General features: G+C 42.6%; 21 protein-coding genes and 1 pseudogene. 20 read left to right on the plus strand and 2 right to left on the minus strand.

Features of this window, described 5'->3' with window-relative positions:
• Positions 1-4: 4 nt before the first annotated feature.
• Positions 5-640 carry a hypothetical protein gene (locus ACHABW_RS17700; RefSeq protein ID WP_435757167.1) on the minus strand — a complete coding sequence of 212 codons (636 nt, stop codon included), beginning with the start codon at positions 638-640 and terminating at the stop codon, positions 5-7.
• A gap of 290 nt (positions 641-930) precedes the next feature.
• Between ACHABW_RS17700 and ACHABW_RS17705 the strand changes: the two genes are divergently transcribed.
• From ACHABW_RS17705 to ACHABW_RS17755, 11 genes are all read left to right on the plus strand, one after another.
• Positions 931-3240 carry a S8 family serine peptidase gene (locus ACHABW_RS17705; RefSeq protein WP_435757169.1) on the plus strand — a complete coding sequence of 770 codons (2310 nt, stop codon included), beginning with the start codon at positions 931-933 and terminating at the stop codon, positions 3238-3240.
• Positions 3241-3534: 294 nt separating this feature from the next.
• On the plus strand, positions 3535-3831 hold the full coding sequence (locus ACHABW_RS17710) for an AtpZ/AtpI family protein (protein WP_435757171.1): 297 nt from the start codon (positions 3535-3537) through the stop codon (positions 3829-3831).
• Positions 3824-4198 carry an ATP synthase subunit I gene (locus ACHABW_RS17715; protein WP_435757173.1) on the plus strand — a complete coding sequence of 125 codons (375 nt, stop codon included), beginning with the start codon at positions 3824-3826 and terminating at the stop codon, positions 4196-4198. Before ACHABW_RS17710 ends, ACHABW_RS17715 begins: the two co-directional genes overlap by 8 nt.
• 161 nt (positions 4199-4359) lie before the next feature.
• A complete protein-coding gene (atpB, locus tag ACHABW_RS17720) occupies positions 4360-5085 on the plus strand; it encodes a F0F1 ATP synthase subunit A (protein WP_110938342.1) in 726 nt (241 codons plus the stop codon).
• A 115-nt stretch (positions 5086-5200) separates the two neighbouring features.
• Entirely contained in the window at positions 5201-5428 is a 228-nt protein-coding gene (gene atpE, locus ACHABW_RS17725) for a F0F1 ATP synthase subunit C (protein WP_110938343.1), read from the plus strand.
• 178 nt (positions 5429-5606) lie between these two features.
• A complete protein-coding gene (gene atpF, locus ACHABW_RS17730) occupies positions 5607-6098 on the plus strand; it encodes a F0F1 ATP synthase subunit B (protein WP_435757176.1) in 492 nt (163 codons plus the stop codon).
• The gene (locus ACHABW_RS17735; protein ID WP_110938345.1) at positions 6095-6649 is read left to right on the plus strand and encodes a F0F1 ATP synthase subunit delta; all 555 of its coding nucleotides are present in this window, start codon (positions 6095-6097) and stop codon (positions 6647-6649) included. Before atpF ends, ACHABW_RS17735 begins: the two co-directional genes overlap by 4 nt.
• An 11-nt stretch (positions 6650-6660) precedes the next feature.
• On the plus strand, positions 6661-8166 hold the full coding sequence (gene atpA, locus ACHABW_RS17740; protein WP_110938346.1) for a F0F1 ATP synthase subunit alpha: 1506 nt from the start codon (positions 6661-6663) through the stop codon (positions 8164-8166).
• Positions 8167-8347: 181 nt separating this feature from the next.
• Positions 8348-9235, plus strand: a complete 888-nt coding sequence (atpG, locus tag ACHABW_RS17745; RefSeq protein ID WP_435757179.1) for an ATP synthase F1 subunit gamma — start codon at positions 8348-8350, stop codon at positions 9233-9235.
• Positions 9236-9271: 36 nt separating this feature from the next.
• Positions 9272-10678, plus strand: a complete 1407-nt coding sequence (gene atpD / locus ACHABW_RS17750) for a F0F1 ATP synthase subunit beta (protein ID WP_110938348.1) — start codon at positions 9272-9274, stop codon at positions 10676-10678.
• A gap of 134 nt (positions 10679-10812) precedes the next feature.
• A complete protein-coding gene (locus ACHABW_RS17755) occupies positions 10813-11220 on the plus strand; it encodes a F0F1 ATP synthase subunit epsilon (RefSeq protein WP_435757181.1) in 408 nt (135 codons plus the stop codon).
• Positions 11221-12092: 872 nt separating this feature from the next.
• Here the strand turns inward: ACHABW_RS17755 and ACHABW_RS17760 are convergent.
• Positions 12093-12647, minus strand: a complete 555-nt coding sequence (locus ACHABW_RS17760) for a transposase (RefSeq protein ID WP_435757183.1) — start codon at positions 12645-12647, stop codon at positions 12093-12095.
• Between the two features lie 277 nt (positions 12648-12924).
• Between ACHABW_RS17760 and ACHABW_RS17765 the strand changes: the two genes are divergently transcribed.
• The 9 genes and pseudogenes from ACHABW_RS17765 to nuoK all read left to right on the plus strand — a co-directional run bounded on the left by ACHABW_RS17765 (position 12925) and on the right by nuoK (position 18931).
• Complete coding sequence (locus ACHABW_RS17765; RefSeq protein ID WP_435757185.1) at positions 12925-13068, plus strand: hypothetical protein; 144 nt, start codon at positions 12925-12927, stop codon at positions 13066-13068.
• 693 nt (positions 13069-13761) lie between these two features.
• A complete protein-coding gene (locus tag ACHABW_RS17770; RefSeq protein WP_435757187.1) occupies positions 13762-14133 on the plus strand; it encodes an NADH-quinone oxidoreductase subunit A in 372 nt (123 codons plus the stop codon).
• The gene (locus ACHABW_RS17775; protein ID WP_435757189.1) at positions 14124-14660 is read left to right on the plus strand and encodes a NuoB/complex I 20 kDa subunit family protein; all 537 of its coding nucleotides are present in this window, start codon (positions 14124-14126) and stop codon (positions 14658-14660) included. Before ACHABW_RS17770 ends, ACHABW_RS17775 begins: the two co-directional genes overlap by 10 nt.
• Positions 14657-15136 (plus strand): NADH-quinone oxidoreductase subunit C, encoded by a 480-nt coding sequence (locus ACHABW_RS17780; protein ID WP_435757191.1) that lies wholly within the window; start codon positions 14657-14659, stop codon positions 15134-15136. Before ACHABW_RS17775 ends, ACHABW_RS17780 begins: the two co-directional genes overlap by 4 nt.
• A gap of 115 nt (positions 15137-15251) precedes the next feature.
• The gene (locus ACHABW_RS17785; RefSeq protein WP_110938354.1) at positions 15252-16364 is read left to right on the plus strand and encodes an NADH-quinone oxidoreductase subunit D; all 1113 of its coding nucleotides are present in this window, start codon (positions 15252-15254) and stop codon (positions 16362-16364) included.
• Positions 16364-17326 carry an NADH-quinone oxidoreductase subunit NuoH gene (gene nuoH / locus ACHABW_RS17790; RefSeq protein WP_435757194.1) on the plus strand — a complete coding sequence of 321 codons (963 nt, stop codon included), beginning with the start codon at positions 16364-16366 and terminating at the stop codon, positions 17324-17326. The genes ACHABW_RS17785 and nuoH overlap by 1 nt, the downstream gene beginning before the upstream one ends.
• Before the next feature lies 1 nt (position 17327).
• Positions 17328-17714 (plus strand): annotated as a pseudogene (locus ACHABW_RS17795) (NuoI/complex I 23 kDa subunit family protein); the annotation flags it as partial.
• A gap of 410 nt (positions 17715-18124) precedes the next feature.
• Positions 18125-18622 carry an NADH-quinone oxidoreductase subunit J family protein gene (locus ACHABW_RS17800; RefSeq protein ID WP_435757196.1) on the plus strand — a complete coding sequence of 166 codons (498 nt, stop codon included), beginning with the start codon at positions 18125-18127 and terminating at the stop codon, positions 18620-18622.
• Positions 18623-18931 (plus strand): NADH-quinone oxidoreductase subunit NuoK, encoded by a 309-nt coding sequence (nuoK, locus tag ACHABW_RS17805; protein ID WP_435757198.1) that lies wholly within the window; start codon positions 18623-18625, stop codon positions 18929-18931.
• Positions 18932-18940 lie beyond the last annotated feature (9 nt).

Consider the following 18940-nt stretch of genomic DNA (forward strand, 5'->3'; position numbering starts at 1 on the left):
GCCATTATTTGGAAGATGGAAAGATGCTGGGATTTTGGGGTGGAGGGCCTATCGGGTTGCACCTTAATTCTTGGGCGATAAAGTTTTTGCGCGGGTTGGCAAGGCTAGCGCAGATTGCCAAGGCCGTATCTAACTGAACATAGATCGATTGACAAAAAAACAACGTTAGGTCAATACTCCAATCTCCTCCGGCAGAGAAGAAACAGCCGCTGCAGGATTGGTTATCTACTTCACATACAACCTTGGTTTCTTCAGGGGCACAAACCTGTACATTTTCAGCGACAGCGAATTTAACTTCCCTTGAAAATAATTGCCCCTCGAGCCCCGTAAGAACAACTTGAAAAGAACCAGTTTTTTTGATTTTTACAGATTGAAGTGTAGTGTTTAAGTTTTTCCCGCAACGGTCTGTTCTTGAACCGGTTTCGCTGCAAGCTAAATCTAAAAACATACAATTTACTTCAACGAGCTCACCAGGATCAAAAAACGTACATGGATTAATGGGCTTGTCATGAGAGGAAGTGTTTTCTTCCAGATAGAATTCCAGATTATTACCGTTAAAATGAAAATCTTTTGTCACATTATGTTTTGTCCAATCATATATTTTACTGACAGATAGGCATACCTGCTCCCGTTTTGGCATCATCATCATCCTTTCTGTGAAACCGAAGACATTAACATTCTATTCAGCCGGTAAACGTAATAAAAAATTTGAAATATTGGGTATCTCTCTCTTTAATACATATATTCATTTGCCCCTCTAAATGTTCATCTGACATCACAGAAGCAGATTGTTGATTTGAAAAATAATTCGCAAAGCTACCGCATGGTTTTTCAAGACCAACGCCTCGAAACAAAACTTGAAAATGGGATAAAAAAGAAGGGAATGACATAACCTACTCTTTATCTGACTGCATAAAAGGGGTATTAAAAATGAACATGAAAAAACTTCTATCTTATCTGGCAGTATTTTTTATAAGTTTGGCTGCTTTTACGTTTCATACACCAGAAAGCGGGGCAATAAATACACGATCAGACGATAACCAAATCCAAACAGAAGAAAACACCTATTTTCCAGAACGACCAGATATTTCGGAAGAAACTGGAGGGAGATCTTCCGGCTCAAAGGTATTTATTATTGAGGCAAGAGATGACGCAGCGACCCTTGCAGAAGTACTGGAGGAGAATTTTGAAGACGTAAAAATACGGAAAATGTTTTCAACAATTTATAACGGATTTTCGATGGAGGTTCCTGAGCAATACGTGCAGGAGTTAGAGCAATTAGACGGAGTTTCCCGTATGGATGAAGTTGCTTTATACGAACCTTATGTGGATGAAAGTGTTCCTTTTATCGGCGGGACCTCCGGCGAAGTAAATAACATCTTAACCCGTGGGAATGACGAACTGACTGGGGAAGGTGTCAAAGTAGCGATCATCGATACGGGGATTGACTATGAGCATCCTGACTTGAAGAAAAGTTATCATGGGGGATTCGATGTTGTCGATCAGGATGATGATCCGATGGAAACGAAGAAGGAAGAAGGGATGCCAACTTTGCATGGGACGCATGTAGCGGGAATCATTTCGGCGAACGGCAAGTTCAAGGGGGTGGCACCCGGAGCGGAAATTTACGCCTACCGAGCGTTGGGTCCAACAGGAATGGGAACAACGGAACAAGTCATTGAATCGATTGAAAAAGCAGTGGAGGATGGGGCGGATGTCATAAACCTATCGCTTGGAAACACGGTGAATGGACCGGATTGGCCAACGAGCATGGCGTTAGATAAGGCGGTTGAAGCAGGCGTTGTAGCCGTTACTTCTAATGGCAACAGTGGACCTAATCTTTGGACAGTAGGATCACCGGGAACGTCATCCAAAGCGATTTCTGTCGGCGCATCCACACCACCAATGCTTATTCCTTACTTGATTAGAGACGGAGATCGTGACAAAGAGATACCGGTACAGCCGATGCAAAAAGCGGAGCCGTGGAAGCTGAAACGAGGATATCCATTTATAGATGTAGGTCTTGGTCGTGAAGAAGATTATGAGAACGTAGATGCAGACGATAAATTTGTCTTGGCAAAACGAGGTGTCACCAGTTTTACATTAAAGGCGAAATTAGCAAAGGAAAAAGGAGCGAGAGGGTTAATTGTTTATAACCATCAACCGGGAGAATTTGCCGGTATGCTCGAAGAAGAAGTGGCTTTACCTGTAGTGAGTGTATCGAAAGAAGATGGGGAAAGCTTGACAAAAGAGATAGAATCCTCGCCAAATGAACATATTCGGACTATTTACCGAAAAGAAGAGGATCAAATCGCTTCATTCAGTTCAAGAGGACCCGTTACGTACACGTGGGATGTGAAGCCCGATTTAGTAGCACCTGGTGTTGCAATTGGGAGCACGGTTCCAAATGGTTACATGGATTTGAACGGGACAAGCATGTCCTCGCCTCATGTTGCAGGAGCAGTAGCATTATTGCTGCAAAAATATCCGGACTGGTCACCGGAACAAGTAAAGGCAGCCTTGATGAACACGGCAAAAGTATTGAAAGACGAAGATGGAGAACCAATCGCTCCCCACATTCAAGGAACAGGGCGAATCCAACTCGACAAAGCGTTGGCGGTCGAAACACTCGTTTATCCGGGACAAATAAGCTTTGGTAAATGGCTGCGTACCGATAGACGCTTGGAAAAAACGGTGCCACTGACGATAGAGAATGTCTCCGATGAACGGAAAAAATACAGTATAAAACCTCCGTTTGAAGTGCCTGACGGTATTCAGTGGAAAGTACCGTTTTCGGTATATTTGGACCCTGGAGAGAAAGAGACCGTAGATGTGGAAATAGATGTTTTTCCGTCTGTATTTGACGAAGGGATGTACCACGACCGGATCCGTGTAGAAAGTGGAAGTGATGTGACGGAAATTCCCTATCTATTTTTTGTCGAAGAACCAGACTATCCTCGTCTGATGTCTTTCATGTTTGAGCACGCAGCCGAACCAAATATATATCACTATGAAGTTTATCTGCCAGGCGGTGCCGAAGAATTGGGAATCGCGTTGTACGATCCGGATACGTTTCAATTCATTACGTATATAGATGTCGAGAAAGACATTCACCGAGGCATGTTTGAAGAGGATCTCCTCATTGAAGATCTCCCTGAAGGACTTTATAAAGCGTTAATTTTTGCCAAAAAGGAAGATCAAGAGGACACAATAGAACAAACACTTTATATCGGAGAGTAGCAAAGTCAGAAAACTAAGAGGGAGAATTATCCCTTCTTAGTTTTTTTTGTACATATAATTGGGATTTAATGTGAGGGTAGAAGGAAATGTGACAATCAAGTCAATAAATTGTCACATTTCAGTCACAAATAGATAGAAAGATTGGGTATAATAAACATTGGCATAGTGGAAATACACATTATTATGATTAAGTTTGAAAGCGTTCCAATATTGTTTTTCGACAAAAATTGTAAAACGTTTGCAATTCCGATAATTGATTGACATGAAGCCATTCGTATTGTACGATTACAAAGTATGTCCAGTGTTATCAATAAACGGAAATACGAAAGTCTTACGATGGAATATGGTGAAATAATGTCACAACCTTCACGGGTACGTTCAGTAGTAAAAGCTTTAGCATTAATGACCACCATTAGTTCGTATTTTATCGGGTCCATTGTGATTGGAGTTTTTGCTGGAATTTGGTTAGACAATTATTTTAACACTAGTGGAGTTTTTCTTATCGTTGGTTTTTTCCTTGGGCTGGGCACAGCTGTTATGGGGATATATTATGCGGTTCGCAAATTTCTGGGAGGAAATCAATATGAATGATTATACATCCATCGCAAAACGGTTCAGTATAATCACACTAGTATTTGTAAGTGTCTCACTTATCGTAGCGGTTTTAGGGTTTTATCCACTTTTTTTCCAAGGACTTTCTTTAGGTGCATTATTCAGTCTTTTTAGTTTATTAAGTACATATTTTCAAGTGAAACGTGTTGGAAACAGTGTTCAATCAGGTAGAGTCAAATGGTTTTTTGGAACAACTTCAAGAATACTGTTGTTTGTTGTAGCAATTAGTATCGCTGTGAAATTTTCTGCTTATTTCCATTTAATTGGCGTGGTAATCGGGTTGATGTTCACGTACCTTCTGTTATTGATTGGTCCGGCTATCTTTCGGAAATCATTCAGTAATTAAGGAACGATTGTGCAGACCTATGCTAGAGAGAAGTGCGCCGCATTTCCTTAGTGGGATCGGGTAGGACAAGCCATAACCACTTCTAACAGGGGATCAGAATGAACGGGCAAGACAAAGTAAATCCAATATAGCTTCAAATTAGTGAAAGGGGGTGAAGGTTTATGGATCAACATTATCCTATTATCCATTTGTTTGATAACCCAAACCTAGCAGTTAACTTATCTAACATATTAATGATAACTGTGTCTATGCTGATTGTGTTCCTTGTGACATTTTTCATGTCCAGAACAATCAAAATGTATCCGACAGGGGCTCAAAACGCGCTTGAATTCTTAGTCCAATTCATTAAAAACATCATTAGCAGTACAATGGATTGGGAAAAAGGAAAAAACTTTGTCATGCTGGCACTCACATTGATACTTTATGTGTTTGTTGCAAATATGGCAGGTATTCCGTTTGAATTAGCAACAAAAGCTGATCACACTGTTTGGTGGAGATCGCCGACAGCAGATCCGATTTTAGCATTATCATTAGCTATTATGGCTATCGCTCTAACGCACATCTACGGAGTGAAAATGAAAGGTGCTAAGGAATACGGAAGAGATTATTTCAAACCGGTTCCATTCTTGTTTCCTTTTAAATTGATTGAAGAATTTTCAAACACACTTACATTGGGAATGCGTCTTTTCGGGAACATCTTTGCAAAGGAAGTACTCATGGTGCTTCTCGTATCGTTAGGAACATCTTCACTATTGTGGGGTGCAGTTTCCTTCCTTCCATTAATTGTTTGGCAAGGATTTGGTATTTTTATAGGGTCGTTACAAGCATTTATATTTGCAATGCTAACGATGGTTTACATGTCACACAAAGTTAGTGAAGATCATTAAACAATGATCCGCTAACTGTTCATCTCAGTGAATAAGATCTCTTTTAAAAAATTTGGAAGAGTGAATTTATTTCATAAAAAAAACTATTTTTACAATATCTAAGGAGGATTTTATTATGGATCTTGGTATTATTGCCATAGGAGCAGGTTTAGCGGCAGGTTTAGCAGGAATTGGTGGAGCTATCGGTGTAGCAATGGTAGTAGGTAACGCAATTCAAGGAATGTCACGTCAGCCAGAAATGCGTGGACCACTTCAAACAGTTATGTTCATCGGTGTTCCACTTGTAGAGGCATTGCCGATTCTTGCGATTGTAGTTTCTATATTATTATACCTACAAATGTAGTGTATTTGAGAGCTTTTTATTGAATTGCAATGGCGAAGGACAGTATTAAATCTTCGCCATTCCTTTTGTATTGAAGGTAGTTCAGAAAGACCGGTTATGACTAAAGTCAAGTTTCATCGACTTAAGTATCCTCCTTTTTGAACAAGCCAATTAACCAAAAGATAAGGAGGCGGATCTTTTGATTCAAGAATTTACATGGCTCGACGCGATTTATCAGCTAGCTGCATTTTCGGTCCTTTTACTAGTACTGAAAAAGTTTGCTTTTGGCCCGATAATGGATATGATGGCTAAGCGTGAAAAGCATGTCGCCGACCAAATTTCTTCTGCTGAGAAAAATCGTGAAGAAGCTGAAAAGTATTTAAGGGAACAACGAGAAGCTATTCAGGAAGCTCGTAACGAAGCGAATGTAATCGTCGATAATGCTAAAAAAATGAGTAATCAACAAGCTAGCGAGATTTTAGATAAAGCAAGAAAAGAATCAGAAAGACTGAAAGAAACAGCACTTGTTGAAATCAACACTGAAAAAGAACGAGCAGTTGCCGCACTTCGTGAGCAAGTGGCTACATTGTCTGTACTTGTCGCATCTAAGGTAATTGAGAAAGAACTGGACGATCAAGAGCAAGAAAGGCTAATTCAGGAAACACTCAGAGAAGTTGGCGGAAACCTATGAGAAGACATCCAATAGGTTATCGTTATGCCTATGCATTGTTTGAGATAGCTAGAGATCAAGAGACTCTTACGGAAACGTTGGAGGAGCTTGAGACTGTATCACAAGTCTTAAAGGATACGAAGCTTTTTGACAAAGTGTTTAGCAATCCAAAAATGACGGATGACGAGAAGAAGAAAATTCTAACGGATACTTTCTCTAAACATGTTGGAACTTCCGTTTTACATTTACTTCTCCTAATAATTGATAAGAAAAGAGAAAGTGTCTTTCAAGCAGTGGCAGATAATTTTAAAGAGTTAGTATATGAAGAAAAAGGAATTGCTGAAGCAACCGTGTATTCAGCGAAACCGTTAAGTGAGCAAGAGCGTGCTGCTGTCATAAGTGTTTTTGCAAAACGCGCAGGCAAAGCAAAGCTTCTCATTGACAATGTCGTAGACGAAGAAATCATTGGTGGTCTCAAGGTTCATATTGGAGATACCGTATATGATGGAAGCGTTGCGAACCAACTTGCACGTATTCAAACGCGCATGATTCACGGGAACGTTAGTAGATAGGGGTGAACGAAATGAGCATCAGAGCCGATGAAATTAGCTCTCTGTTAAAAAAGCAGATCGAAGGCTATCAATCCGAGATTGAAGTTAACGATGTAGGTACCGTCATCCGTGTCGGGGACGGAATCGCAGTGGCTCACGGACTTGAGAACGCGATGGCCGGTGAGTTACTTGAATTTTCAAATGGTGTCATGGGAATGGCACAGAACTTAGAAGAAAACACTGTAGGTATTATCATTCTTGGTCCATTTAGAGATATCCGAGAAGGGGACGAAGTACGTCGAACTGGACGTATCATGGAAGTTCCTGTCGGTGAAGAACTACTTGGCCGCGTGGTAAATCCACTTGGACAGCCGTTAGACGGCTTGGGACCAACTGGTACATCTAAAACTCGTCCAATTGAAGGACAAGCACCAGGTGTTATGGACCGTAAATCGGTTCACGAGCCACTTCAAACAGGTATTAAAGCGATCGATGCGCTTATTCCAATCGGTCGTGGTCAACGTGAGTTAATTATCGGAGACCGCCAAACAGGTAAAACAGCTATTGCGATTGATACAATCATCAATCAAAAAGAAGAAGACATGATTTGTATTTATGTTGCGATTGGTCAAAAAGAATCAACGGTTGCTGGAGTGGTAGATACTCTCCGTCAGCACGGTGCTTTAGACTATACAATTGTTGTAACAGCTAGTGCATCTCAGCCAGCACCACTTCTTTTCCTAGCACCGTATGCAGGTGTAACAATGGGTGAAGAATTTATGTACAATGGTAAACACGTCCTAGTTATCTATGATGATTTAACGAAACAAGCATCTGCTTATCGTGAACTATCATTATTACTTCGTCGTCCGCCAGGCCGGGAAGCATTCCCAGGGGATGTCTTCTATCTTCACTCCCGTTTACTTGAGCGTGCAGCGAAGCTAAGTGATGACAAAGGAGCCGGCTCGTTAACAGCCCTCCCATTCATTGAAACACAGGCAGGGGACATTGGAGCTTATATTCCTACGAACGTAATTTCGATTACGGACGGACAGATCTTCCTTCAATCAAACCTTTTCTTCGCGGGTGTTCGACCAGCGATCGACGCAGGTCTTTCCGTATCCCGAGTAGGTGGTTCTGCACAAATTAAAGCAATGAAAAAAGTTGCCGGTACACTTCGTTTAGATTTAGCATCTTTCCGTGAACTGGAAGCATTTACACAATTCGGTTCCGACTTAGATGCCTCTACACAAGCGAAGCTGAACCGTGGTGCACGAACGGTTGAAGTGTTAAAACAAGGACTTCACCAACCACTTGCTGTTGAAAAACAAGTGTTCATTCTTTACGCATTGACAAAAGGCTTCTTAGACGATGTACCAGTGGAAGATATCAGCCGATTTGAATCCGAATTGCATACGTACTTAGAGCATAACAACAAGGAGCTTTTAGCTCAAATCAAAAAGTCGGGTGCACTTGCTGACGCTGATGAAATGAGTGGAGCAGTCGAAAGCTTTAAGAAAACTTTCCAGTCTAAATAAGTCATTTAAAATAGAGTATTAAAACGAAAAGCAGACCATTTAGCGCCTGCCAGCGAAAGACGATATGTCACAAGTGTGAGAAGAAAGCTCTGAGTTATCTTTCTTTCTCACTCTTAGCAAAACGCAAAGTCTTGCTGCTTGTTCTGGCGCTGTGCTTTTCAATAGAAGGTGGTGAAGAACGATGGCCTCTTTAAAAGATATAAAGACTAGAATTGGGTCCACAAAGAAAACGAAACAAATCACGAAGGCGATGGAAATGGTTTCAGCCGCAAAGCTTAATAAAGCTCAAGGGAAAGCCGAAGCATTCCAGCCTTATATAGAAAAAATTCGTGAAGTTGTAGTTAGTATCGCATCTGGATCCGACGGCGTATCCCATCCAATGCTAGAAGCAAGGGATGAGATAAAGAAGACAGCTTATATTGTTATCACAGCAGACAAAGGTCTATGTGGTGCATATAATAGTGGACTTCTTCGAGAAACATTGAAATTAATCAATAAACGACATTCCTCACCAGATGAGTACGGTATTATCGTGATGGGAAAAGTCGGACGAGATTTTTTCAAAAAGCGCAACATGCCGATTTTTCAGGAAATTATCGGTGTTGCTGATCAGCCTGAATACAGTGATATTAAAAATATAGCATCAACAACGGTTCAAATGTTTGAAGATGGTCTCTTTGATGAAGTCTATGTCCACTTTAACCACTTTATTAGTGCGATGAGTTTCCAAGTTACCGAAACCAAACTTTTGCCACTTACTGATTTTGATGAATTAGTAGAACCAGGAGAAGCGAAAGAAGCTGCACCGAAAAGTGATTACATTTACGAACCCGATGCAGAAACGATTCTTAACCAACTCCTTCCGCATTACGCAGAAACACTTATTTTCGGCGCATTATTAGACGGAAAAGCGAGTGAATTCGGTGCAAGAATGTCAGCCATGCGTTCTGCTACAGACAATGCAGACAACATGATTGGTGAACTTACATTGAAATACAACCGTGCTAGACAAGCTGCAATCACGCAAGAAATCAATGAAATTGTTAGTGGAGCTTCTGCACAAAACTAAAGCACGCTAGCAGTTATGAAGTAAGGAGGAAAGAAGATGAATAAAGGACGCGTCACTCAAGTAACTGGTCCAGTTGTCGACGTTCAATTCGAACGAGGCCAGCTTCCTAAGATATATAATGCTATTAATATTGAACGCAAAGCACAGTCTTCAGGTGAAGTAGATATCGACCTGACATTAGAGGTTGCTCTTCATCTAGGGGACGATACAGTTCGTACAATCGCTATGGCTTCTACTGACGGACTCGTTCGTGGAATGGAAGTCTTCGACAAGGGAGAGCCAATTACTGTCCCAGTAGGTGATGCAACACTTGGTCGTGTCTTCAACGTATTAGGGGAAAACATTGACTTAGATGAAGCAATCGCAACAGATGTACAACGTGATCCAATTCACCGTGAAGCACCTGTCTATGAGGAACTTTCTACACAAACAGAAATTCTGGAAACAGGAATTAAAGTAGTAGACCTTCTTGCACCATACGTAAAAGGTGGAAAAATCGGCCTTTTCGGTGGAGCCGGTGTAGGTAAAACTGTTTTAATTCAAGAGTTAATCAACAACATCGCACAAGAACACGGCGGTATTTCCGTATTCGCCGGTGTTGGAGAGCGTACTCGTGAAGGTAATGACCTTTACTATGAGATGAAGGATTCCGGTGTTATCGCTAAAACAGCGATGGTTTTCGGTCAGATGAACGAGCCACCTGGAGCGCGTATGCGTGTTGCCCTAACAGGCCTTACAATGGCGGAACATTTCCGTGATGTAAAAGGCGCAGACGTACTTCTTTTCATCGACAACATTTTCCGTTTCACACAAGCAGGTATGGAAGTATCCGCCCTACTCGGACGTATGCCTTCAGCCGTTGGTTACCAACCAACCCTGTCCACGGAAATGGGGCAGCTTCAAGAGCGAATTACATCTACAAAAAAAGGTTCTGTTACATCCATCCAGGCCATTTACGTTCCTGCGGATGACTATACAGACCCTGCACCAGCAACAACTTTTGCTCACTTAGACGCAACAACAAACCTTGAGCGTAAACTTTCGGAAATGGGTATCTACCCAGCCGTGGATCCACTTGCTTCTACATCACGTGCCCTCTCACCAGAAATTGTTGGCGAAGAGCACTATGCAGTAGCCCGTGAAGTTCAGGTTACACTACAAAAATACAAAGAGCTACAAGATATCATTGCCATTCTCGGTATGGATGAGCTCTCCGAAGAAGACAAGCAAACGGTTAGCCGTGCACGTCGTATTCAATTCTTCTTATCTCAAAACTTCCACGTGGCAGAACAATTCACTGGCCAAACTGGATCGTATGTACCTGTACAAGAAACGATCAAAGGCTTCCGTGAAATTCTCGATGGAAAACACGACGACGTACCAGAAGATGCTTTCCGATTAGTCGGCCGTATCGAAGAAGTTTTAGAGAAAGCAGCAAAGTAAATGCAATAGGAAGCGAAATCGCTTCAAGATAACCTTGGCAAGAGCATCCCCCTTATTGAAAAATAAAAGGGGATCCCTCTCGAATCCTGGCTTATCCTGCGGGTGAATATTCTCTTTCCTAAGGAGGGTGAATCATGAAAACGATGCAAACCAATGTCGTTACTCCTGATGGCAGTGTATTTAGCGGACAAGTAGAAATGGTAAGCGCGAAAACACAAGCGGGCGATCTTGGTATTTTACCGGATCACATCCCCTTGGTAACACCACTTGCCATCGGTGCAATCCGTATTAAATTAAACAATAAAGTAGAACTTATCGCAGTCAGCGGTGGCATCATGGAAGTCCGCGGTGACGAAGTAAACATCCTTGCAGAATCCGCAGAAGTACCAACTAGTATCGATGTCGCACGAGCACGCGCAGCAAAAGAACGCGCCGAACGCCGACTCGAGCAAGCCAAAAAAGACAACCTCGACTTCAAGCGAGCTGAACTCTCTCTTAAGCGAGCCATCAACCGTTTAGAAGTTTCTCAAAATAAAATTTAGTGTTGTTGTTTGACCCCCGACGCTTTAGAGCACATTCGGGGGTTTTTTGGTGTTTTTTTGAGGTGTGGTGGGTGTTGGTGCGGTAGGTGCTACCGGGGTAGCACCTACAAAAGTAGCACGTTGAAAACAGGAGCATGGGCGAGAATAAGGGAGTTTGAAAGCTGAAAAAAGAGGTAGGTGCTACCGTTGTAGCACCTACAAAAGTAGCACGTTGAAAACAGGAGTATGAGCGAGGATAAGGGAGTTTGGATGTTGAAAAAAGAGGTAGGTGCTACCGGCGTAGCACCTACAAAAGTAGCACGTAGAAAACAAGAGCATAAGCGAGGATAAGGGAGTTTGGAAGCTGAAAAAAGAGGTAGGTGCTACCGACGTAGCACCTACAAAAGTAGCGCGTTAAAAACAAGAGCATGAGCGAGGATAAGGGAGTTTGGAAGTCGAAAAAAGAAGTAGGTGCTACCGACGTAGCACCTACAAAAGTAGCACGTTGAAAATGAGAGCATAAGCGAGTATAAGAGAGTTTAAAAGCTGAAAAAAGAGGTAGGTGCTACCGACGTAGCACCTACAAAAGTAGCACGTAGAAAACGAGAGCATAAGCGAGTATAAGAGAGTTTAAAAGCTAAAAAAAGAGGTAGGTGCTCCTGCGGTTACTCGTCGCAGAAAAGATTGCTACCAGCGTAGCACCTACAAAAGTAGCACGTCGAAAACAAGAGCATAAGCGAGTAAACAGAAAGTTTAAAACCGCTCTAAAAAACTAATTAGTCAATTACTATTAATCAATCTAATTAGCTCTTTGCGGAATATACAGCATCTGAAACATCAAATCAAATGATAATTACCCAAAACCATTTTTCATTAATAACTAAAAATACATATTAATTTGTGTTGCACCATTGAATATACTGCATTTTTCGTTGATGATAGGTACCGGTAAAAGAGCGTAATAATGGGGTGAAGTTAATGTAGGGGGGTGTTAGAGAATTTTCACTGGATTGAATAAATAGGGGATAACTACTCCATGGATAATCTTTCGGAGATTCAACGGAGTGGATTTCAACAGGATTAAAGTGAATGTAGCGACTCATGTGGAGTAGTGTGCGAAGAGTCGAAGCTGGTTTAGCGAAAAAGCGTTTCTCAAACAAATGACCGCGGGTATTATATTTTTTATTGAAATAGGTGGCATATTTCTTTTTTACCAAAAACATAATATTAGAATAGCTTTGAGTATTTGAGAACAGCAACAAATGAAAGTGAGTTTTCATTAATACGTAAGATACTAATTGAAAAGGATACTTTTTGTTTGCTTCATCTAGCAGTTGAAGGAAATAAACAAAATCATCGTCAGATCTGAATAAAGGCTCCTTCCAGTTAGATCGACTAGTTATATGATAATAATAACTTTTGTGCCATTGCCGATTGACGTGAGGCATTATACCATCTCCTAATTTATAATATAATTTTTTTACATAAAATAACCAACACAAAATAGATTTATGCGACGATAGACCAACGCAAAGCATAGTTATTCAATTGCAGCAAACGGCAAATAAAGAAATTAGGACTACTTAATTAGGAATCCAAGTTTACAGACTACTGTAATAGTGGTACACACACATTAAACGATCGATTGAATTCAAGAATTAAAAGGAAGGATAGAGAGGGATTCAAATATGTAGAAAAAGATAGAAAGTAAGAGGTAATTACTAGATGAATAAAGATAGGAATGTAAAAGAGAAGACGAGAAAAAACGAAGCAAAAATGTCAATTCGCTTACCAAGATATTACTATAACCGACAGACATTGGCAAGAAAAACATCGAACATTATTTTCCGGGAAATATATTGTTACTAGTTGTCGAGATAAAAGGAATCTATTTAATTCCTTTCAAATCGGCTATTATCGTAAACGTTATTGGTTACAGAGAAAATGTTCGAAAAAGTGAGAAGACGCTAAGCTAGTTGAGGAAGCAACAAACAATTCCATGCGGCGAATAACCGGAAGAAGCAGATAAATGAAAGCCTCCGCACACGATCAGTATCTGAAAAGCTAGCCCACTTGAAGCTTCTGCCTACCAGGGGAAAATTCTCTATTTGCAAGCCATATCGCTAGGCGATACGACTTGCATATCAACCGAAAACCCTGGAAATAGTGCGAAAATAACTACATAATTAATACCTCTCATAATGTTGGAAGTTCTATCAATCACTATTAACTTCATAGCGCTTCGAAGCACGTCAAACCATAACCATCCTCCATTAACGCCATCCTACCTAAATTAGCCTTTCCCCAAAACCTACCAAAAAATAAAATCATTCATTTAATAAAGATTTATCCATAAACATTAAAAGAACAACATAACTTAGATACAAATACAAATGTAAAAACACCCAAAAAACATCGATTGTGAAGGGGTAAGACATTAGAAATAATTAAAAACAGATAATTCAGAATAATATAGAAAAATTTTCTTTGCTTTGGTATACTTTGGGTGAGAGTTGGAAAAGTTCGTTAATTTCATATTGTTTGACGGGAGGGAGTGAACGTATGCAGCTGGGAGTTTACTATGATAACTATCTGCTTGTTTTGATATTTATTTTGCTCGGAATTGCACTTCCAGTGGTTGCTTTAACGTTTGGAAGATTCGTCAGGCCTCACAATCCGTATCCGGCTAAGACCTCACCTTATGAGAGTGGGATCAAACCGGAAGGAGATGCTCAAGTTCGATATCATGTAGCCTACTACATTATCGCGCTTGAATTTATCATTTTCGATGTTGAAACCGTTTTCATGTATCCGTGGGCAGTTGTACTTGATCAGCTAGGATGGGTGGGACTCAATATGATGCTCATCTTCATCGCAATATTAGCACTCGGGCTCGCCTATTCTTGGAAAAAGAAGGTGCTAGAATGGAACTAAAAGGGATAAAAGGCTTTGACCAGTCGGAAGAGTATGATCCAAGACTTATTGAAGACGTAAAAAAGAGCGTGTTTTTCACAAAAGTCGATCAGTTAAAAGCCTGGTCGAGAACAAGGTCGTTTTGGCCATTATCATTTGGACTTGCTTGCTGTGCGATTGAAATGATGGGAACAGGAGGGAGCAGATACGATTTTGACCGCTTCGGCGTTATTTTCCGGGCATCTCCGCGACATGCCGATGTGATGATCGTAGCCGGAACCGTCACCGCAAAGATGTCTCCCGTGCTCCGAACACTGTATGACCAAATGCCCGAACCAAAATGGGTGATTGCGATGGGGTCCTGTGCAACCTGTGGCGGGCCGTACAAAGAAGCCTACAGTGTCTTGAACGGTGTCGATAAAATTGTACCAGTCGATGTTTATGTGTCTGGGTGTCCACCAACACCGCCAGCTCTGTTAGATGGTGTTGAAAAACTGAGGCAGAAAATTCGTCTCGAAGCAAAAGGAGAGCGGGTGTTGAAAGGATGAGTCAGGAACTGCTTGATCTCATTGCCGAAAAAATCCACACCCTTCAGGGAGCAGATACGATCGAAGAAGCAAAACTAAATTTTCACAAACCAATGATTATCCTTGCTTCCCAAAACTGGGATTTCAACACTGTAAACGTCCTTCGTACGGATGAATCCCTTCAATTCGACTTCCTGTCCTGTGTCTCCGCGATCGATTACGAGGAACATATGGAAGTGATCTACAATTTCTACTCAACGAGGTTAGACCACTACCTTTATGTAAAAGTGAAAACGCCCAGGGGAAATCCGGTAATCATTTCACTCGAGCCAGTCTATAAAGCAGCCGATTACATGGAACGCGAAATCTATGATTTGATGGGAATCGACTTTACCGGTCACTGGAATTTAAAACGAATTTTGCTCCCGGATGAGTGGGAAGGTCATCCGCTGCGCAAAGATTATGTCACCGATAAAAAAGCACTAGGCTTGGATTAAAGCGTAATTAGCAAAAAAAGTTTGCTCGAATCAACACGCATGAAAAAAACCTACTCAACTTAAATTCAGCTTTTATTCAACTTCAACAGCTTTTTCAAAAGGGGGTGCGTAATAAATGTCAGAGTTGAAAACAGAAACAATGACGCTCAATATGGGACCGCAACACCCAAGTACCCACGGAGTTTTCCGCCTCAAACTCGAAGTCGACGGAGAACATATTGTGAACGCGGAACCAGTAATGGGCTACCTTCACCGCGGAACCGAAAAACTAGCAGAGAATTTCCTGTACACACAGTTTATCCCTTACACTGACAGACTCGACTACATGAACGCTATGACGAACAATTACATTTATTGTTCCGCCATCGAAGAATTATTAGAATGGGAAATTCCCGAGCGGGCGGAGTATTTACGAGTGATTACAATGGAGCTGAATCGAATCGCCAGTCACCTCGTCTGGTGGGGAACGTACCTGCTCGATATCGGCGCAATGAGCCCGTTTCTCTATGCATTCCGCGATCGGGAAACGATTCTTGACCGATTGAACGAAATAAGTGGGGCAAGAATGACTTTTACCTATCACCGAATCGGCGGCGTAAAATGGGACGCCCCGGATGGATGGCTCGCCAAAGTACAAGAAACTGTAAAAGAACTTCATGAGAATATCCAAGAGTTTCACACACTCGTCACCGGAAACGAAATTTTTCAAGCACGAACAATTGGAGTCGGGATCCTTTCCAAAGAAAAAGTGATCAATTGGGGATTATCCGGCCCCATTGCGCGAGGCAGTGGCGTCAACATCGATCTTCGTAAAACAGCACCATATTGTATTTATGACCGATTCGATTTCGATATTCCTACCGAAAAAGAAGGGGACGTTTACGCCAGGTATAAAGTACGCGTCGCTGAAATGTTTCAGTCCTTGCGGATTATTGAGCAGGCCTGTGAGCAAATTCCGGAAGGAGAAATCATCACGAAAAAAGGCAAACGGATCATGATGATCAAACCGCCCGCCGGCGAAGTATACCGACGAGTGGAAGCGTCCAAAGGCGAAATCGGCGTGTATGCCGTGAGCAACGGAACAAATAAACCGTATCGAATCAAACTCAGACGGCCGTCATTCGTCAACGTATCCATCCTGCAAGATTTGCTCAAAGGAGAATCCATCCAAAACCTCGTCGCGATCTTCGGAAGTCTCGATGTCGTACTAGGGGAGGTAGATGCGTAGTGGACGTAATCCTGATGGTGGTGTACGCCGGAATCGTCATGAACCTCCTTCTTGGCGGCGTCACCTTTGCTATTCTTTTCGAACGGAAAGTCATCGGCTATATGCAACTTCGCCCGGGACCAAACAGACACGGACCATGGGGATTACTGCAAACCATCGCAGACGTCACCAAACTACTCATGAAAGAAGACATTATCCCAAACGAAGCCGATAAAAAAATCTTCGTTTTAGCACCAGTCCTGGCATTCGCACCAGCATTCGCTGTCTTTGCCGTCCTGCCATTTACCGAAAACCTCGGCGGAGCAGACCTGAACATCGGCATCCTGTACATCCTGGGAGTATCGTCTATCACCATGCTCGGCGTACTCATGGGAGGATGGAGTTCAAACAACAAATACTCCCTGCTCGGATCGATACGGGGAATCGCCCAAATGGTCAGCTATGAAATACCGCTCGTCTTATCCGTCCTTGGAATCATCGTCCTCGTCGGTTCACTCAACCTACGAGACATCGTCGGCTACCAGGAAAGCATCGGAGTCTGGTTCATCATTCCACAATTTCTCGCATTCATCGTCTACTTCATCTCATCCATCGCAGAATTGAACCGCTCGCCATTTGACCTGCCCGAAGCAGAATCCGAACTCGTCTCAGGCTATCACACCGAATACTCAGGATTCCGATTCGCCTTCTTCATGCTAGCAGAGTACACATACGCCATCGCCATCTCAGCACTCGCCACCATCCTCTTCTTCGGCGGATGGCTAGGGCCCGCCTTTTTACCAGGAATCATCTGGTTCCTCCTGAAGATGGCCGCCTTCATGTTCGGATGGTACTGGTTACGCGCCACCCTCCCACGGGCCCGCGTCGACCACCTCATGAACTTCGGGTGGAAAGTACTCATCCCGCTAGCCCTGCTGAACATCGTCATAACATCAATCATCAAAGTGTGGATGGGGGGATAACATGTTTCGACTCTTAAAAGGATTTGGCATAACCCTAAACTACTTCACCAAAAAGAACATCACCATTCAATACCCGGAAGAAAAAGTAAACATGCCAGAACGATTTCGCGGCATCCAACGGTTTTTCCCAGACAAATGCATCGTCTGTGACCTGTGTGTCAAAATTTGCCCAACCGACGTCATCACACTAACCGGCAAAAAAGACAAAGACAACCCAAAAAAGAAAATCATCGACACCTACAACATCGACTTCCAAGGCTGCATACTCTGCGACTTCTGCACCGAAGTATGCCCAACCGATGCCATCGTCATGACCGCCCGATACGACAACCTAAGCGAATTCAACCGAGCCGCACACTTCAAAGACATCACATGGCTCACCGACAATCACGAACCCGGCAACTACACCGAACCCGACCCAGAAGCCGAAGCCCAAGAAAAAGCCGCCAAAGAAGCCAAGGCCAAAGCCAAAGCAGAAGCCAGAGCGAACCAAGCCAAGACGACGGAGAAAACAGAAGCAACCGAACCTGCAACACAGTCACGAGCCCAAGTAAAAGCAACTCCGAAGCAAGACGAAGCAGCTTCAACCAAGCCCGCTCCTCAGGCGGATGCTAACGAAGCAAAAACAAAAATAATCCCTTCTACCACGGAAAAGGAGGCCGTTGAAGGAAAGAAAGAACCTGAGTTACCAGCGGAAGGAGCGAAAGAGACAAAACATGAAACAAATGAAGCATCTTCCAAATTTGATGAATTACCTCTGAAATCTGACGAGGGGCAGGAGGAAAGAGGTGACAAGCCGTGAATGCGCAAATGTTCTTCTTTATTGTGTTTGCTCTCATCGCCATTATTAGTGCCGTACTGATCATGGCCTTAGAGCGGATCGCGCACCGGGTTGTCGCCATGGCCTTCAGTTTTTTCGCCGTAGCAGCCATTTACTTTTTACTCGGAGCTGAGTTTATTGGCATTGTTCAAATCATGGTTTACGTAGGCGCGATCACAATCCTATTTGTCTTCGGTATGATGATGACCGAACATCGAAATGTCGGCTTTGGACCGGACCCAAGAAAAGCACAACAAATCCTTGGTTTTGTCGGAGTAGGATTCTTACTCGCTTTTATGCTCTATGCGATTGTTACTGCAGACTTGCCAAATAGCGGCGAACCGTATGTCGGCAGTGCGGAAATGATTGGACTCGAGTTATACGGTCATTATTTCATCGCCTTTATCGGTTCGGCATTTTTACTCACTTCTGCTCTTATCGGAGCGGTGGTCATTGCCAGAAAGGAGGCCGACTAAATGGTCTCGATTACACTTTTTCTTGCTCTCGCAGCAATCCTGTTTTGCATCGGACTTTATGGCGTCCTGACGAGAAGACATCTAGTCATCGTTCTCGCCAGCATTGAATTAATGCTAAATGCCGTCAATATAAATCTCGTCGCTTTCTCGGCTATCGGGCCATTCGCAAATATTACCGGGCAAGTATTCACCTTGTTCGTCATTACTGTAGCCGCCGCCGAAGCCGCAGTCGGCCTGGCGATTCTCATCGCCCTTTACCGAAATCGAAACTCCATCGACGTTTTGAAGCATGATTTATTGAGGTGGTAGATTTACTAG

The organism is Salipaludibacillus sp. CF4.18 (genome assembly GCF_051262595.1).
Lineage (GTDB): Bacteria > Bacillota > Bacilli > Bacillales > Salisediminibacteriaceae > Salipaludibacillus > Salipaludibacillus neizhouensis.

Excerpts from the sequence above, each read along its gene's own strand:
- ACHABW_RS17700 (WP_435757167.1), bottom strand. The coding sequence starts at position 640 with ATGCCAAAACGGGAGCAGGTATGCCTATCTGTCAGTAAAATATATGAT.
- ACHABW_RS17705 (WP_435757169.1), top strand. The coding sequence starts at position 931 with ATGAACATGAAAAAACTTCTATCTTATCTGGCAGTATTTTTTATAAGT.
- ACHABW_RS17710 (WP_435757171.1), top strand. The coding sequence starts at position 3,535 with ATGTCCAGTGTTATCAATAAACGGAAATACGAAAGTCTTACGATGGAA.
- ACHABW_RS17715 (WP_435757173.1), top strand. The coding sequence starts at position 3,824 with ATGAATGATTATACATCCATCGCAAAACGGTTCAGTATAATCACACTA.
- atpB (WP_110938342.1), top strand. The coding sequence starts at position 4,360 with ATGGATCAACATTATCCTATTATCCATTTGTTTGATAACCCAAACCTA.
- atpE (WP_110938343.1), top strand. The coding sequence starts at position 5,201 with ATGGATCTTGGTATTATTGCCATAGGAGCAGGTTTAGCGGCAGGTTTA.
- ACHABW_RS17735 (WP_110938345.1), top strand. The coding sequence starts at position 6,095 with ATGAGAAGACATCCAATAGGTTATCGTTATGCCTATGCATTGTTTGAG.
- atpA (WP_110938346.1), top strand. The coding sequence starts at position 6,661 with ATGAGCATCAGAGCCGATGAAATTAGCTCTCTGTTAAAAAAGCAGATC.
- atpG (WP_435757179.1), top strand. The coding sequence starts at position 8,348 with ATGGCCTCTTTAAAAGATATAAAGACTAGAATTGGGTCCACAAAGAAA.
- atpD (WP_110938348.1), top strand. The coding sequence starts at position 9,272 with ATGAATAAAGGACGCGTCACTCAAGTAACTGGTCCAGTTGTCGACGTT.
- ACHABW_RS17755 (WP_435757181.1), top strand. The coding sequence starts at position 10,813 with ATGAAAACGATGCAAACCAATGTCGTTACTCCTGATGGCAGTGTATTT.
- ACHABW_RS17760 (WP_435757183.1), bottom strand. The coding sequence starts at position 12,647 with ATGCCTCACGTCAATCGGCAATGGCACAAAAGTTATTATTATCATATA.
- ACHABW_RS17765 (WP_435757185.1), top strand. The coding sequence starts at position 12,925 with ATGAATAAAGATAGGAATGTAAAAGAGAAGACGAGAAAAAACGAAGCA.
- ACHABW_RS17770 (WP_435757187.1), top strand. The coding sequence starts at position 13,762 with ATGCAGCTGGGAGTTTACTATGATAACTATCTGCTTGTTTTGATATTT.
- ACHABW_RS17775 (WP_435757189.1), top strand. The coding sequence starts at position 14,124 with ATGGAACTAAAAGGGATAAAAGGCTTTGACCAGTCGGAAGAGTATGAT.
- ACHABW_RS17780 (WP_435757191.1), top strand. The coding sequence starts at position 14,657 with ATGAGTCAGGAACTGCTTGATCTCATTGCCGAAAAAATCCACACCCTT.
- ACHABW_RS17785 (WP_110938354.1), top strand. The coding sequence starts at position 15,252 with ATGTCAGAGTTGAAAACAGAAACAATGACGCTCAATATGGGACCGCAA.
- nuoK (WP_435757198.1), top strand. The coding sequence starts at position 18,623 with ATGGTCTCGATTACACTTTTTCTTGCTCTCGCAGCAATCCTGTTTTGC.